Origin of the sequence: Bacillus sp. 22475 (genome assembly GCF_052044835.1) — a bacterium.
Taxonomy (GTDB): Bacteria; Bacillota; Bacilli; order Bacillales; family Bacillaceae_G; genus Bacillus_A; species Bacillus_A cereus.
In genome coordinates, this window is sequence record NZ_JBQENW010000003.1 from 1 (window position 1) to 16,369 (window position 16,369).

Below are 16,369 nucleotides of genomic sequence, written 5' to 3' on the forward strand. Positions count from 1 at the left end.
AAAATAATCCTTTGTGCGACACGTTTCCTCATAAGTGTGCAAACACGAAGTAGGAGGGTTATCAATTTGATAACAACAACTGTTTGACTGAAAGTAGGAATGAAAGCCGTCATGTTGAGCTGAAACTACTTATCTAATACTCCTACATGCAAGGCGTGATAGTAGTCACAAATTGTATGAAGCTAGGTGAAGTCGGCTGAACAAAACCTAAGTGAGAAATCATATGGTAATGGATAGGTCGGGATGCTACAAAATATCTATGGTGAGAATGTCTAAAATAACGGACTGGCGAACTTGCGAATGTACGGGTCTAAATTATTAATACAATAGAAATTTGTATGTCGTCAATGATGACGTTATCTACCGAAAAGTAAGAGTAAAGGATACGAAATTCGGAACATCTAACGATGAGGGTGTAAAGATAACAGGCTTAAAGCAAGCACCTAAGGATATATGTATAGCTAAGTCAATCGGAACGTGGTAAGCAAGAAACTGTCACCAACGCCTACTAGCGGACAGATGCATATAAGGTTCTAACGAACCGAAATTGCTTCATTCTTGTGAAGGTGGGGACAAAGTACCGACGAAGCATGTAGCGAATGTGGAGGGATAGTCCCTAGTCTTGTTCTTTGAAAACTAAATTAACTAGATGTAACTCACAGGATCGAGTAAGATGATGGGACTTTTCGTAAGAAAGGGGAAATAATACATCGGTGAGTACAACATTACGAAATGCAGAATATTACGATATGCAAAAAGTGTTTGATGATTTATACCAACGTAGTGAAAATAACGCTACTAAAGGTGTAAATCTATATAAATACATCATATCAAAAGAAAATATTCTATTGGCATATAGAAGTATAAAGGCTAACAGTGGTTCTAAAACTGAAGGAACAGATGGTATCACAATCGACCATTATAAAATGGAAGATGTAAATTCCTTCGTTGACGATATTAGAAAAACTCTCACAAATTACAAACCAAATACGGTACGTAGGATAGAAATACCTAAACCTAATGGGAAGAAACGCCCATTAGGAATCCCTACAATGAGAGATAGATTGATTCAACAAATGTTCAAACAGGTTCTAGAACCAATATGCGAGGCAAAATTCCACAAGCATTCATATGGATTCAGACCTAACAGGTCAACACACCACGCAATGGCTAGGTGTCAATATCTGATAAACAGAGGAAGATTTAGTCACGTAGTAGACATTGATATACAAGGTTTCTTTGACAACGTGAACCATTCCAAGTTATTAAAACAACTATACAACATAGGCATAACTGATAAAAGGGTGCTGACAATTATCTCTAAAATGTTAAAAGCACCAATCAAAGGAAAAGGTATTCCTACAAAAGGAACTCCGCAAGGAGGAATCCTAAGCCCATTACTTAGTAATGTTGTATTAAACGATTTGGATTGGTGGATATCTAGGCAATGGGAGAATATTAAAACAAGAAGACCATACACAACAGCAACCAAAAATCCATTGCTGATAAAAACAAAATTGAAGAAAATGCATATCGTTAGATACGCAGATGATTTTAAAATATTTACTAACAATCATCAATCTGCAATCAAAATATTCCATGCAGTAGAAGGTTATCTTAAAAATCAATTAAACCTTAATATATCTAATGAAAAATCGACTATAACTAACCTAAAAAGAAAATCTTCCGATTTTCTGGGGTTCTCTATCAAATCTGTTAAAAAGCGCGAAAGATATGTGGCAAACACACATGTAAGCGAGAAAAAGAAAAAGGATATCCTTGAAAAAGCAAAGACAAGGATTAAAGCAATTCAAAAAAGCCCATCAGGGAAAACAGTACAGGACTATAACTCTTATGTACTTGGTATAAAAAATTATTACAAAATTGCAACACATGTAACTATAGACTTTGCTGAAATAGCCTTTCGTCTCTCGAAAACTTTGTTTAATCGTCTAAAATCAATAGGGAAATATAAGATTCCTACCAATGTGAATGCATTATACAAAAGAACTCATAGGAACAATTATAGAACCTTTGAAATAGCGGGCAATCATGTATATCCACTAGCGGACATACAAACACGATTCCCTCAAAGTTTTAGTCAAGACATATGCAATTACACTAAGCAAGGAAGACAAAAACTCATCAAAAGCCTAAAAGGTAACATTGCCAATGAAATGCAAAAGATGTTGCTATCCTCCAATAAAGGACAAAGCATGGAGTATACAGATAACAGAATATCCAGGTATTCCATGCAAAATGGTAAATGCGCTGTCATCGGAATCTTCTTAATAGCTGAAGATGTGCACTGTCACCATAAAATACCGAAAGGTATGGGAGGAACTGACGAGTTTAATAACCTGATTATTGTACATGAATTTGTCCACAGATTGATTCACGCTACAAATGACGAGACGATTAGAACATATATGAGAATTCTTCAATTGAACGATAAACAATTGAAGAAAATAAACAAACTCCGTAAAGCTTGTAATCTAGTTACTTTAGTATAAAAGGATAAGATGGGGCGCTGTATGCGATGAAAGTCGCACGTACAGTGCTAAGCGGGGGAAAAGATGGAGATAACTTCAAAGTCTTACCTATCGCAACTGTTTATAGAAAAACAAGCTACCTCGTTTCACTGATTGTGAATCTTTTCTAAGGTGTGGTTAAGGGGATGGGAATAAAAAGAATATTTTCGAGAGGAAAGGGATTTAATTTATGTTAGGAAATTAGTTTGATAAATTAAAAGAACCTAAATGTATACATAGATATAAACTTAATAAAAGTTATGACAATGAAGATTTTAGAACTGGTAAGATGGGGATAGTTAGTTATTATAAATGTGAAAAGTGTGGGAAAGAGAAGGAAATCAGCAAATATACTAATGATGTTAATAGTGACTATTGGGATGTTTAAAATAACATTCGAATATAGTCCGGCTAGAAAACTAGAGGACAACAATTCATTAAAGTAGCAATTAAAGCTGTTTTAGGAATAGGTGTCCTTTTTATTTCGTTTTAAAATTAGAACACAATAATATGAAATGCTCATAAAATCATTCTTGCTATACATGATAATAGTATAAACTCTATATTTCTTTTAATAATTTAGGGTTATATCTTTTCTGTATTAGCCGCTTTTAACCACGCTTCGTAAAATTCTGCAACGGATGCATACCGTTCTGCCCGATTGTCATTTACAGCACGATACGCTACCTCATATAATTCCTTACTTGCTTCCCATTTTATAAAGGAACGATCTTTTTCACCGCCTAAAAGTGAGAAAGCCATTGCTCCCATATTAAATACATTTGTTCGTTCATCAATTGTTGCGTTTAGTTCAAATTCCTCTGGTGACATAAAACGGGAGGAACCCCATAGCCGGCCCATTTTATTTATGTAAGGTTTCTTACTGTATAAATCTATATCACAAATTTTTGTCTTGTTTGTATTAAAATTATATAAAATACTACCGTCATAAAAATCTATCGCTACATAGTTTTTCTTTTCTACATAAGTATGGAAAGAAAAAATGGAATGTAAGGAATGAACTCGTTCTATAGCAGATAAATGTCTAAATTTATAAAATGGAGAGTTTGGATTTTCATATTTCTCAGGAGGTGGGAAGCGCCAATGCGAATGAAGACATTCACCATCAAACCAATCGAAAATTAATACATATCCAGATTGAACTGGAAAATGATCAATTAATCTTATGAGCGATTCATGCTTTAAATCTTCATAAATAGTAACTGAATTTTTTAGCCTTTTAATAGCATCACCCGTTGTACCTTCATATGCAATTGTTTGTGCTCCTGCGTATTTGATAAATTTCTTGTGACCATCTTTTTCTACACCAAAACTTATATTACCTGAGTCTTGCTGGTCAAAAACTGCAAATACGGTCCCTAATTTAATAAGCCAATCAAAATTATGATATTCTTTTAATTGGAATGTTACACTATTTAACTGAATTTCGACGGAATTATCTTTCATAGCTTACCTCACATTTAATATAATTAAGTTGTACATTCCACTATTCGACATATTTTATGGAAATCCTATGCTAATAATATAAAGTTTTATAAATATAATGATAAACACTTATAAAGAGGTGGATACAATGGATCAACAAATTGTTATTAAACCGTATCAAAAAGACTGGGTTGAAGAGTATATAAAAGAAAAAGAGAAATTCTGTTCCTTGTTAGGACAAGAAATAATCGCTGTTGAACATATAGGGAGCACAGCAGTAGAAGGATTAGGAGCTAAACCTCTTATTGATATGATGATTGGCGTAACAGAATTGCAAATTATTGAAAACTGGATTGAGATTCTATCTGAAATTGGATATGAGTTTGTCCCAAAAGAAGCAACGAATTGGCGTTTTTTTAGAAAGGGAAAATGGAGAGCAGGTACTCATCATTTGCATGTTTATATTTATAATAGTGACGAATGGAGGAACAATATTTTATTTCGTGACTTTCTAATAAGCCATGAATGGGCACGTAAAGAATATAGAGAATTAAAAGAGATGCTTGCTATTACATATGCTTTTGATCGTGTTTCATATACAAAGGCAAAAGAACCGTTTATTCAAAACATAATAAAGTTAGCTGAAAAAAATCAATAATAATTGTCAGTGATATTGAAATTCTCATTTTATTTTAATCTTTCTCTCATGTTCTTTTCTTTTTTATTTGATAGACTGCTTGTTACAAAGCTTTTGTGAGTAAGGAGATTAAATAAAATGGAGAAGATATTAAGAAATAAATATTTTCGTGTGTGTGTTAAAATTATAGGCATTACTATTATTATTTGTAGTGTAGTGATGCTATTTATTAATGTTATATACGGCAATGTTTTGAATGTAAAATGGTTAAATAAAAAATTAGGCTCTTTTGGTGAATATGGGGCTATTATCGCTGCTTCATTATGGTTTTTACGCCATATATGGGTGTTTTTAAAGAAGAAAAATATACAAGGATTTAAAAAAGTTAAAGAAGTGTATCTATTTGCAAAAAAGTTTCATGTATTAATTGGATACGCTATAATAGCTGTTGCAATTACTCATGGTGTTTACTTTTTTATAAAAGGGAGTCCTCATATTTTACTCATATACAGTGGTATATTTTCTCTATTAGCCTTAATCGCACTAGGGGTTGTTGGGTTTTATTTACAGAAAATAAATAAGAAAGAAAAATTTATGGTGTATAGAAAATTGCATCAAATCATTGTAATTATATTTGGAATAGGATTATTTATTCATTTAATCGTCTAGGAGGAACTATCGTTGCAACACATTTTAATTATTGAGGATGAGGAAAGTTTAGCAGATTTTCTAGAATTAGAACTAAAATATGAAGGGTATAAAGTAGATATACAACTAGATGGAAGAAAAGGGTTAAGCGCAGCACTAGAAAAGAATTACGATCTCATTTTGCTTGATTTAATGCTGCCTGGATTAAATGGACTAGAGGTATGTCGTCGACTAAGAGCGACTAAAAATACACCTATTATTATGCTGACTGCTCGTGATAGTATTATGGACCGTGTGACAGGTTTAGATAGTGGAGCGGATGATTATCTTCCGAAACCATTTGCAATTGAAGAACTGTTAGCACGTATGAGAGTGATATTTAGAAGAGAAGAACATATTGAAAACAAGCAGGTTTCATTTCTTACATTCAAAGATTTGCAGCTTCAGATTGAATCTCGAACTATAACTAAAGGAAATGAAGAAATTGAACTTACAAATAAAGAATTCGAGTTATTGCTTATGTTTATGAAAAATATTAATCGCGTACTTACTCGTGATGTTTTACTGGACCAAGTATGGGGATATGATGCAATTGTTGAGACAAATATCGTTGATGTATATGTTCGTTATTTGCGAAACAAGTTACATAGTGTAGATAAGGAGGAGTATATCCAAACAGTCCGTGGTGCGGGATATATAATGAAATGATAAAAAATATTATGTTTCGAATTCGAAATCTACCTATAAAGTGGAAACTAACACTTTGGTCCACTACACTAGTATTTATTTTATTCATCTTATATAGTGCTTTGCAGTTTATTGTAATCAATAAGTGGACTATAGATTATGAACAGAAACAAATAAATAGGCAAGTGACGGAAATAGCGGCATATTTCCAAGATAAAAATGATACCCTTTCGAGTAAAACATTTGAAAACAGTAAAGATTTTCTAAACAATATGATTGATAAGCATCAAATGATTCGTATTATTGACATGGATGGGGAGCCGATTATTACTGTTTCACGAGATTTTAATGAAACATGGATAAAGCCGAAACAGGTTATAAAAGATGAGTCATTTATAAAAAGGCATTTAGAAGATCGAATATTAGTTAAGCGCATACCAATTAATACGAAAGAGTTTACTGGTACTATTGAACTTACGAAAAACCTAGAGACATTTGATCATTTATTAAAAATTATTTTAGTGGTAATGGCTATTGCTGGAATATTCGGATTGATATTTAGTTTTTTAGGCGGGATACTTATAACGAAGAAACTATTATCAAGTGTTCAAAATATAACAGATACGATGAAACGTATTAAAAAGAATGGACTTAATGAACGGGTTCCAGTACGAGAAAATAATGATGAGCTTGCAAAATTATCATTTCTCTTTAATGAGATGATGGATGAAGTAGAAACTTCTTTTACACAACAGAAACAATTTGTCGAAGACGCATCTCATGAACTAAGAACACCGTTAACAATTATTCATGGACACTTAGCGATGTTAAACCGATGGGGGAAAAATGATCCAGCAGTATTAGATAAATCTCTTCAATCTAGTTTAAAGGAAGTAGATCGTTTAAATAAATTAGTTTCAGAATTGCTAGAACTATCAAGAGCTGAATCTGAACAAATGCATCCAATTGCATCTGAGCCAGTCCATGTAAATAGCGTATTAAAACATGTTACACAAAACTTTATAGTACTTCAAAGTGATTTTCAATTTGATATGAAATTTGGGGATGATGGAGCTTATGTGTCAATGCCATCATCTTACTTAGAACAAATTATTATTATCATAATGGATAATGCAGTTAAGTATACAAAAGAGATTAATAAATATATTTGCATAGAATCCAGTTTACAATCAGGGAAAGTTAAAATTCGTGTAATAGATCATGGAGCGGGAATACCTGAATCCGATTTACCATTTGTTCTTAATCGGTTTTATCGAGTTGACAAAGCGAGAAGTCGAAAACAAGGTGGAAACGGGCTAGGCTTGTCTATTGCAAAACGACTTGTAGAAAAATATAACGGAACTATTCAAATAGAGAGTAAAGAAAACGAAGGAACAATCGTTACAATTACATTACCTTGTATAATAAAATAAGCAATCAAAGAAGAGATGCCAAAAAGCATCCCTTCTTTTTTACGAGCAAATAATTTTGTTTATTTCGAAATTTCTAGTACATTAAAATTATTAAGGGGGAATTATAATGAAAGCTATCGTACATCAATATAAAACTGGATTTGACGGTGTAGAATATAAAATATCACCTGAGAGAACACTTAATAATGGGGAAGTTAAAGTGAAATTAAAATCAGCAGGCTTAAATCATCGGGATTTATTTATTATGAATAATAGAAAAGAAATGCAATTACCTTTAATCTTAGGATCAGATGGTGCAGGTATTGTTACGGAAATTGGAAACGGTGTTTCTGATAACATATTACATACAGAAGTTATTATTAATCCTAGTATTGGATGGGAACATGCTACTGAAGTACCGGAGTTACCGGAAGTGCTAGGTGGGCCGAAAGATGGAACGTTTGCTGAATATGTAATTGTACCAGTTGAAAATGTTGTAGAAAAGCCGTCATATCTTACTTGGGAAGAATCAGGTGTTTTATCTTTATCCGCATTAACTGCATATAGAGCGCTTTTTACTAAAGGTAGATTGAAGCGCGGCGAACACGTTTTAATTCCGGGAATAGGCGGTGGTGTTGCTACATTCGCCATGTTATTCGCGAAAGCAATTGGCGCAAAAGTGAGTGTTACTTCAAGGGTAGAGAATAAAATGGAACTTGCTGCAAAATATGGTGCAGATATTTCTTTTCATAGTGCCGGAAATTGGGAAGAGAGCTTACAAGGTGAAAAAGTAGATTTAATAATAGATAGTATAGGTCCAGCAACTTTTTTGAAATATTTTGATGTATTAAAACCAAACGGAAGAATCGTGAATTTTGGTGCAAGCTCAGGAGATAAAATTGAATTACCATTACGCGCATTATTTTATAATCAAATTGATATTATGGGAACATCCATGGGTAGCCGTGAGGAATTTAATGAGATGATAAAGTTTATTGAAAAATATCAAATTAAACCAATTATTGATAAGGTTTACTCGTTAGAAGAAGCAATTAGTGCACTAAGCCGTATGGAACATGGAGAACAATTCGGAAATATTGTACTTCAAATGAATTAAAAAATATGATTTTGCAATTAGTATATTTAAATGAACATGTTATGTATTCCAAACATGAAAAAAATACGAACCGCCTTATTATAAAGGTTTACCGGCTTTATACATAAATAGCGTATAAAATTTGTTTTATAATTGTCAAATGAGTAATAGTAAAATGAGAATTAGATGAAAAAAGTTTAAGCCCATTTTCATAATGGTATTGTATACTGTGTAAATCAAGAACACTTGTAAGTAGGGAGAGAGTATTATGAATTACACAGTATTTCAGTGGTTTAATAATTTTGCTGATTCATCCAAACTATTAGATACAATAATGGTTGCAATTACAAATAGCGCTGCATACGTAGCCATTTTATTTATGCTTATCTTATGGTTTAATAATGGAAAGAAAGAGAATGCAATTAGAAAACAATATACAGTTTTATATACGACGCTTTCGGTTATTATTGCATTAGTAGTAAATGTTCTTATACACGCAGTATATTACCATCCGCGTCCGTTCGTATCACATGATGTACACCAATTAGTACCACACGCAGCAGATTCATCATTCGTTAGTGATCATTCTGTACTTGTATTTTCAATTGCCTTCGTATTTATTCTTAGAGGAGAAAAACTGAAATATATCGCGCTCTTATGGGCAGTGTTAGTCGGTATATCACGTATGTATGTAGGTGTTCATTATCCTTTAGATATACTTGGTGCAGCATTCTTAACACTTATTACGAGCGCTTTAGTAATGCAAAGTACACGTATGTTTGAACCAATAGCGAAACTTGTATTCAAAATGTATGCATTAGTAGCGAGACGAATTCCTTTCTTAGCGAAATATAACCATATCGCATAATTTTCCTATAAAAAGTTCCCCTTTGGACATCCAGAGGGGAACTTTTTATAGGAAATACGAAAAGAGTTTAGAGTGCTCTGTAATCAAGTTGTACTAATTAATATTCTGAAATTTCACGCACCGTATTTAAAATATATAAAATAATGACACAAAATAACAACAGTTAGTTTTGCATTGTTTTAAAGGAATTAAAAAAAAAACTTCGAAACATATAATATCGCAAACAAAAACTACAAATTTTAAAACGGATCTTCGTACGAATCCATTCCAAAAGAGAGGAGATAAGTATGCAAAAACTACAAACGAATAAAGGCGCTCGATATATGATGATTGCTTTTATTGTTTTGTTTCTTATTATGATTTTGCGTATATTCTATATTCAGGCAGTAGGAGTCGTGCATAATGTAAATGTAAAGGACCTCGCGGATGAACAACATAATAAAAAAGGTGTTTTAGAAGCGAATCGTGGCACTATCTATGATCAAACCGGAAAGGTGTTAGTACAAGATTCTACAACGTATCGAGTTGTTGTGAATTTAAAAGGAAAAGATAAAGTGAAAAATAAAGATGAAACCGCACAACAATTAGCTGATGCGCTTGAAATTGATAAAGAAGAAGTATTAAAAAACTTTCATGAAGGGCGTACGCAAGTTGAAATTGGGAAAATTGGTCGGAACTTATCTAGGGAAAAGAAGGAAAAAATTAATGATTTAAAAATACCAGGTGTATCTTTTATGTCGGAAAAAGCAAGAGTGTATCCGAATGAAGACTTTGCATCTTATATACTTGGTTTTGCTAGACCAGATGATAAAGGGAATACGGAAGGAAAGTTTGGGCTTGAAAAGAGTTTGGATAAATATTTGCGCTCTACAAACGGGAATATAGAATATGTGGGTACACGAAGGGGAATTCCGCTTACGAATGATATAGGTAAAGTAGAACCTGCTAAAAATGGGAATAACGTATATTTAACGCTTGATAAACAAATTAATAGCTTTTTAGAAGAAGCGATGAACAAAGCACAAGAGCATTATGATCCTTCTATGTTAATTGGCATTATTGCTGATCCAAAAACAGGAAAGGTTTTAGCGATGTCTAGTAAACCTAGTTACAATCCTAATGTAGGTGATATCGAATACTTTTTAAATGATCCGATTGCAAATGCATATGAACCAGGTTCAACAATGAAAGTTTTTACGTTAGCAGCTGCCATTAATGAAGGTGTATATAACGGAAAAGAATATTTTCAATCTGGAAAATATTCCGTTGGTTCCTCTGATATAAAAGATCATAATGGTGGATTTGGATGGGGATCAATTACATTTGATGAAGGTTTTGAAAGATCATCAAACGTAGCTTTTTCTATTTTAGAAGATCAGTTACTGAAACCAAATAAATTTAAGCAATATATGAATAAATTTGGATTCAATCAAAAAACAGGAATAGATTTACCTGGAGAAAGTAAAAATACTTTATTATTAAATACGCAAATTCAACAGGTTACAACTTCTTTCGGTCAAGGTTCTACAGTAACTCCGATTCAATTAATCCAAGCGGCTACTGCTATAGCAAATGACGGGAAAATGATGCAACCATATATCGTTGATAAAGTTGTAAATCCAACAAACAAAGAAGTTATTATGGAAAATCAACCGAAAGAAATTGGGAATCCGATAAAAAAAGAAACAGCGGACAAAGTTAGAAGCTTAATGGAGCGTGTCATAACATCTTCAAAAGGAACTGGTACAATGTATAAAGTGGATGGTTATCCAATTGGAGGTAAAACAGGAACAGCACAAATCCCGAATCCTGAAAACGGCCGATATATGGAAGGGAAAGAGAATTACATTTTCTCCTTTTTAGGAATGGCTCCAATTGATGATCCGGAGTTAATCGTATACTTAGCTATTAAGCAGCCAAAGTTAAAAGGAGATGAGTATGGAGCTCAGCCTCTTGCTGAAATATTTAAACCTGTTATAAAAAACAGCCTTGAATATTTAAAGGTGAAACCGTATACCAAAAAACAAATAGCTGATGCAGCGAAACAATCTAAATTAAAAGTACAAAATTATGTAAATCAATCGATGGGTACAGTAGAGAAAAGTGTAGAAAAAGAGAAGCTACAGTCAGTAATTTTAGGAGAAGGAAAAATAATAAAACAATATCCACAGTCTGGCGAGGTAATGAGTGAAGGTGATCGTATATTTTTATTGGGGAATAACGCACAAATGCCAAATGTAAAAGGGTGGTCCATGCGTGATGTTATGTATTTCTCTAAACTTTTGAAATTAGATTTGAAAACTTCTGGTACGGGTTATGTAACGAGCCAAAGTATTGAAAAAGGACAAGATTTACAAGAAGGAGATACACTAGAACTAGAATTAGAATCGCCGTTACAACCGTTAACAGAGGCGAATACGAATTAATTCAAACTTGTTGAAGAACCTACATCCAATAGGTTCTTTTTTTAAAATTTATGAGTAATTTCACGCACCGTATTTTTCAGAAAAAATAATAAATAAAATACTTAACAGTTACTAAAACAAAAAAACTTACATATATTGAAATTAGAACGATTGTTCAATTTTTGTATTAAACGATGGAAGGAGTCTACATTGAATAAAAGACGATATGATAGTGATTTAGCCAAAAAAATAATAGCAGAAAAAGCGATAGAGTTATTTTCCTTAAAAGGGTATACAAGAACCTCCATTGATAACATTGCTAAAGCCTCTGGTTATAGTAAAGGACATATATATTATCATTATAAAAATAAAGAAGAATTATTTGTTTATTTAGCTAAAGACAGTATGAAAAACTGGCATGATAAATGGGAAATGGCAGAAAAACAGTATACAAACGCAACTGAAAAATTATATGGAATGGCTAAATTTGTACTTTATAATTACAAAACGCCGTTATTAAGAGCGGGGCAAGAACTTGCCTCTGATCCGAGCACGAATCCTTCTACAGTTCAACAACTTTATGGTTTAGCTGTTGTCCCTTTAAAGGCATATCAACAAATTTTAGATGAAGGTATAAAAAGTGGTGAGTTTTATATGAAAAATGTTGAGGGTTCATGCCTTTTATTAGGTTCATGGCTAGGTGGATTATGTCAATTCATTCATTCAATTGAAATGGAGAAATTAGAAGTTTTATTTGAAGAAGCTATTAAAATTTTTTTACTCTCTATTTCAAACAAATTTATGTAGCGTGACACGCGAATTAGAACGATTGTTCAAATCCTTACACTCGTCCGTTTTCATTATATGTATAAACAACAGGAGGTTATTTATATGGATGAGCAAAAAATCGCAATTATAACTGGCGGCGCTTCTGGTATTGGTAAAGCTTTAGCCATTCAATTAGCAAATAAAGATATATTTGTAATTATCGCTGACATTAATGAAACTTGTGGCCAAGACCTTGTGAATAATATAAAAAATAAAAATCAACTAGCTAGGTTCGAATATTTAGATGTTACTAACGCTGGATCCGTAGAAGAACTTATTATAAAAATAGTTAATGAGTTTGGTAGAATTGATTATATGTTTAATAATGCAGGAATTGCTATGTATGGAGAAGTATTCGATATGTCTTTGGATGATTGGAAACATATTATTGAAATAAATTTATTAGGAGTAATTTACGGAACACAATTGGCTTACCAATTCATGAAAAAACAAGGATTTGGTCATATCATTAATACTGCTTCTGCAACTGGTTTAGGACCAGCTCCCCTTTGTACCGCGTATGCAACAACCAAACATGCTATCGTAGGTTTAACAACTTCATTACATTATGAGGCGGAAGAATACGGTGTAAATGTAAGTGTGCTTTGTCCAACTTTTGTAGATACACCCATATTTGAAAAATCAATTGCAATTAATATGAATAAGAATCAAATTATAAAACAACTAAAAACAAATAAGCCAATTTCAGCTGACAAGTTTGCTGAAATTGCACTGAAAGCTATTCATAAAAATAAATTAGTAATTTGTCCAATGCCATTAAAAAAAACGATGGACGTATTCTTCACTTTATTTCCTTATCTTCATAAAAAGCTAATGCGTTTCGTATGTCGAATTGGTCGTAAAGCAAAAATGACGAAAATATAAATATCTGATTATTTTTTATTTACAGTTAAAATTATTTGTGATAATATGGAAAAAATCAAATGCAGTGAAGAGAATAGTAAATAAAATGAATTTTTCACAGAGAGCTCCATTTAGCTGAAAAGGAGTAAAAATTCTTTATTGAATCAAGCCTCTGAGCAGTACACCGGAACCTGTTATGAAGGGGGTGGTGTGACGGGAGCTCCCGTTATAGAGCTATGGTATAAGCATGAATTAGAATGCAGTACCTGATAAGGTTAGTATGGTGACATATTAACAAACTAGGGTGGCACCGCGATGATAAATCTCGTCCCTAAGATTAAAAGTCTTGGGGGTGGGATTTTTTTATTGTTGTAAAACAATTTGGAAAGCGGGGGCCAAAAATGAAAAACTTACTTAAAGATTGGAAATATCCTTTATTACTATTGTCCGGAGTTGGTATTGCGAATTTAGGGGCATGGATTTACTTAATAGCACTGAATGTACTTGTCTATCATATGGGTGGCTCAGCCTTAGCTGTTGCTACTTTATATGTAATAAAACCATTAGCCACTTTATTTACAAACGCTTGGTCTGGGAGTATGATTGATCGTTTAAATAAACGGAAGTTAATGATTCACCTCGATATATATCGTGCGTTATTTATCGCTATTTTACCTTTACTTCCGTCACTTTGGATTGTTTATGTATTCGTATTCTTTATAAGTATAGCCAGTGCAATTTATGAGCCAACTGCTATGACGTATATGACGAAATTAATTCCCGTAGAACAAAGACAACGTTTCAACTCATTACGTAGTTTAATAGGATCTGGTGCATTTTTAATTGGTCCAGCGATAGCAGGCGTTTTATTAATTGCGAGTACACCAGAGTTTGCTATATATATAAATGCTATAGCATTTCTCTTATCAGGATTCATTACATTACTTTTACCTAATCTTGATAAGAAAGAAGCTTCGGATACAACTAGTAATATATTATCTCTTACAGTATTAAAAAAAGATTGGAACACTGTTATAAATTTTAGTAGAAAACATGTGTATGTCGTATGTGTGTATTTCTTATTTCAAAGTATGTTCGTATTAGCAACTGCTACTGATTCACTTGAACTATCGTTTGCGAAAGAGGTATTACTACTAACAGATAGTGAATACGGTTTTCTAGTTAGTATAGCTGGTGCAGGATTTATTTTAGGTGCCATAACAAATACAATTTTATCAAAGAAATTAGCACCTTCATTTCTAATTGGAATAGGATCATTATTCATCGCAATAGGTTATTTAATTTATGCTTTTTCAAATGTATTTTTAATAGCTGCTATTGGATTCTTTATTTTATCTTTCTCTATGGCATATGCAAATACAGGATTTTATACGTTTTACCAAAATAACGTTCCCGTTCATATAATGGGACGGATCGGAAGTATATATGGACTTGTTATTGCGTTAGTAACAATCTTTATTACAATATTATCTGGTGTTGCGACTCAGTTCATTTCTATACAACTTGTAGTTATTGTAGGTTCATTGATCATGTTATTTATTACTATCGTCTTGTGTGTGTTTACTTTATTCCCATCACAATCTAAGTTGTATTCTACTGAATCAATAAAGTGAAATTTTAATCAGGGGGGCATCCCCCACTGATTATCAGCCCTCACCAATCGGGCTTTTACGGGCAGCAGGGTCCCCACTTAACTTCTTTGCTTTCGCTGAATTTTGAGATGGTGGTCCTACTGCCCACAAATAGTGGAATACATTCGAAATGAACTTTGTGTTCTCATTAACAATTGATCGTATTTAATAAGAGGAAAGAACAATACCGAAAGATAAGGGTGGTTGTTGTGATAAAAACAAAAGATGAAATTGATAAAATTGTAAAAGAAATACAAAAGAAAATAGATTTCTCTGGAGTAGTTTTAGTAAAAAAAGAAAAAGACTTAGTCTATAAAAAAGCTTTGGGTTACGCAAACCAAAGTGAATGTATAAACAATACGATACAAACAAGATTCGGCATTGTCTCAGGATGTAAAATTTTCACTGCAATTGGCATCTGTCAACTTGTTGAAAAAGGTTTTATTTCTTTTCATACAAAATTAAAAGATTGTCTAGAGATAAAATTTCCAAACTTTGATGAAGATATTACAATACATCAACTACTAACGCATAGTGCTGGTATACCAGATTATTTTGATGAAAGTATTATGGATAACTTCGAAGATCTTTGGAAACAAACACCTATGTATCTATTAAAGAGCTTAAAAGACTTTTTACCATTATTCCAAAACAGTAATATGATGTTTACACCTGGAAGTAAGTTTCACTACAACAATGCAGGTTTTATCATACTTGGATTAATAATAGAAGAACAGACGGGACTTGAATTTGCGGAGTATATAGAAAAAAACATTTTTAATCCGATTGGCATGAACGATTCTGGCTATTTTTCGTTAGATAGATTACCAAGACATACAGCTCTAGGATATATAAAGGACGAAACTAACCAAAATTGGAGAACAAACGCCTACTCTATACCAATAAAAGGAGGTGCTGATGGAGGTGCATATGTTACTGCATCAGACATGTTGAAATTTTGGGCGGCACTATTTAATAATAAAATTTTAGGAAAAGAATATACAAAGTTATTTTTAACTCCTCACCTTCAAGTAAATAATAAACAATCTTACGGCTATGGAATATGGATTGAAACACGAGAAAACAAGGTATTCAAATATCATGTAATGGGATATGATCCAGGCGTCAGTTTTCGCTCGGCTATATATCCAGAATTAGGAATAACTTTAGTTATTACGTCGAATAAAGGGGCAGGACCTGAAAAATTAATGACAGAAATAGAAAGAGCTTTTTAATTATATGGATTTAAAAGAAGAGATACGAAAATAATTTAAACGGGTTCATGATTATTTCTG

At 32.6% G+C, this 16,369-nt stretch carries 15 protein-coding genes and 1 other annotated feature; of the genes, 14 read left to right on the forward strand and 1 reads right to left on the reverse strand.

Translation table 11 applies throughout. The features are described 5' to 3' along the window. Positions 1 to 334: 334 nt before the first annotated feature. From ACTJJY_RS06210 to ACTJJY_RS06220, 3 genes are all read left to right on the forward strand, one after another. Positions 335 to 484: a hypothetical protein gene (locus ACTJJY_RS06210; protein ID WP_165773209.1), complete on the forward strand. Its 150-nt coding sequence runs from the start codon at positions 335 to 337 to the stop codon at positions 482 to 484. A 229-nt stretch (positions 485 to 713) separates the two neighbouring features. Next, a complete protein-coding gene (gene ltrA / locus ACTJJY_RS06215; RefSeq protein WP_440605206.1) occupies positions 714 to 2,513 on the forward strand; it encodes a group II intron reverse transcriptase/maturase in 1,800 nt (599 codons plus the stop codon). 26 nt (positions 2,514 to 2,539) lie between these two features. After that, complete coding sequence (locus tag ACTJJY_RS06220; RefSeq protein WP_440605207.1) at positions 2,540 to 2,662, forward strand: hypothetical protein; 123 nt, start codon at positions 2,540 to 2,542, stop codon at positions 2,660 to 2,662. A 454-nt stretch (positions 2,663 to 3,116) separates the two neighbouring features. On the opposite strand, the gene ACTJJY_RS06225 is transcribed toward ACTJJY_RS06220, so the two are convergent. Continuing rightward, on the reverse strand, positions 3,117 to 3,998 hold the full coding sequence (locus tag ACTJJY_RS06225) for a protein kinase domain-containing protein (RefSeq protein ID WP_440605208.1): 882 nt from the start codon (positions 3,996 to 3,998) through the stop codon (positions 3,117 to 3,119). Between the two features lie 127 nt (positions 3,999 to 4,125). Here ACTJJY_RS06225 and ACTJJY_RS06230 point away from each other — a divergent pair, with 127 nt between their 5' ends. The 11 genes from ACTJJY_RS06230 to ACTJJY_RS06280 all read left to right on the forward strand — a co-directional run bounded on the left by ACTJJY_RS06230 (position 4,126) and on the right by ACTJJY_RS06280 (position 16,309). Continuing rightward, positions 4,126 to 4,635, forward strand: a complete 510-nt coding sequence (locus tag ACTJJY_RS06230; protein ID WP_440605209.1) for a GrpB family protein — start codon at positions 4,126 to 4,128, stop codon at positions 4,633 to 4,635. A 117-nt stretch (positions 4,636 to 4,752) separates the two neighbouring features. Next, the gene (locus ACTJJY_RS06235) at positions 4,753 to 5,283 is read left to right on the forward strand and encodes a hypothetical protein (RefSeq protein ID WP_440605210.1); all 531 of its coding nucleotides are present in this window, start codon (positions 4,753 to 4,755) and stop codon (positions 5,281 to 5,283) included. Between the two features lie 12 nt (positions 5,284 to 5,295). Further along, positions 5,296 to 5,970 (forward strand): response regulator transcription factor, encoded by a 675-nt coding sequence (locus ACTJJY_RS06240; protein ID WP_001163828.1) that lies wholly within the window; start codon positions 5,296 to 5,298, stop codon positions 5,968 to 5,970. Continuing rightward, on the forward strand, positions 5,967 to 7,382 hold the full coding sequence (locus ACTJJY_RS06245; protein WP_440605211.1) for a HAMP domain-containing sensor histidine kinase: 1,416 nt from the start codon (positions 5,967 to 5,969) through the stop codon (positions 7,380 to 7,382). Before ACTJJY_RS06240 ends, ACTJJY_RS06245 begins: the two co-directional genes overlap by 4 nt. Positions 7,383 to 7,488: 106 nt before the next feature. Continuing rightward, positions 7,489 to 8,478 (forward strand): zinc-binding dehydrogenase, encoded by a 990-nt coding sequence (locus ACTJJY_RS06250; RefSeq protein ID WP_440605212.1) that lies wholly within the window; start codon positions 7,489 to 7,491, stop codon positions 8,476 to 8,478. Between the two features lie 247 nt (positions 8,479 to 8,725). Next, the gene (locus tag ACTJJY_RS06255; protein WP_048656849.1) at positions 8,726 to 9,325 is read left to right on the forward strand and encodes an undecaprenyl-diphosphatase; all 600 of its coding nucleotides are present in this window, start codon (positions 8,726 to 8,728) and stop codon (positions 9,323 to 9,325) included. Positions 9,326 to 9,612: 287 nt separating this feature from the next. Then, positions 9,613 to 11,751, forward strand: coding sequence for a penicillin-binding protein (locus tag ACTJJY_RS06260; protein ID WP_440605213.1), 2,139 nt, complete (start codon positions 9,613 to 9,615; stop codon positions 11,749 to 11,751). A 189-nt stretch (positions 11,752 to 11,940) separates the two neighbouring features. Beyond that, positions 11,941 to 12,537 (forward strand): TetR family transcriptional regulator C-terminal domain-containing protein, encoded by a 597-nt coding sequence (locus ACTJJY_RS06265; protein ID WP_440605214.1) that lies wholly within the window; start codon positions 11,941 to 11,943, stop codon positions 12,535 to 12,537. Positions 12,538 to 12,621: 84 nt separating this feature from the next. Further along, positions 12,622 to 13,443, forward strand: coding sequence for an SDR family NAD(P)-dependent oxidoreductase (locus tag ACTJJY_RS06270; RefSeq protein ID WP_440605215.1), 822 nt, complete (start codon positions 12,622 to 12,624; stop codon positions 13,441 to 13,443). Positions 13,444 to 13,498: 55 nt separating this feature from the next. Further along, positions 13,499 to 13,758: a binding site (T-box leader), on the forward strand. Between the two features lie 65 nt (positions 13,759 to 13,823). Further along, the gene (locus tag ACTJJY_RS06275) at positions 13,824 to 15,056 is read left to right on the forward strand and encodes an MFS transporter (RefSeq protein ID WP_440605216.1); all 1,233 of its coding nucleotides are present in this window, start codon (positions 13,824 to 13,826) and stop codon (positions 15,054 to 15,056) included. Positions 15,057 to 15,283: 227 nt separating this feature from the next. Next, complete coding sequence (locus tag ACTJJY_RS06280; protein WP_440605217.1) at positions 15,284 to 16,309, forward strand: serine hydrolase domain-containing protein; 1,026 nt, start codon at positions 15,284 to 15,286, stop codon at positions 16,307 to 16,309. The last annotated feature ends 60 nt before the right edge of the window (positions 16,310 to 16,369 follow it).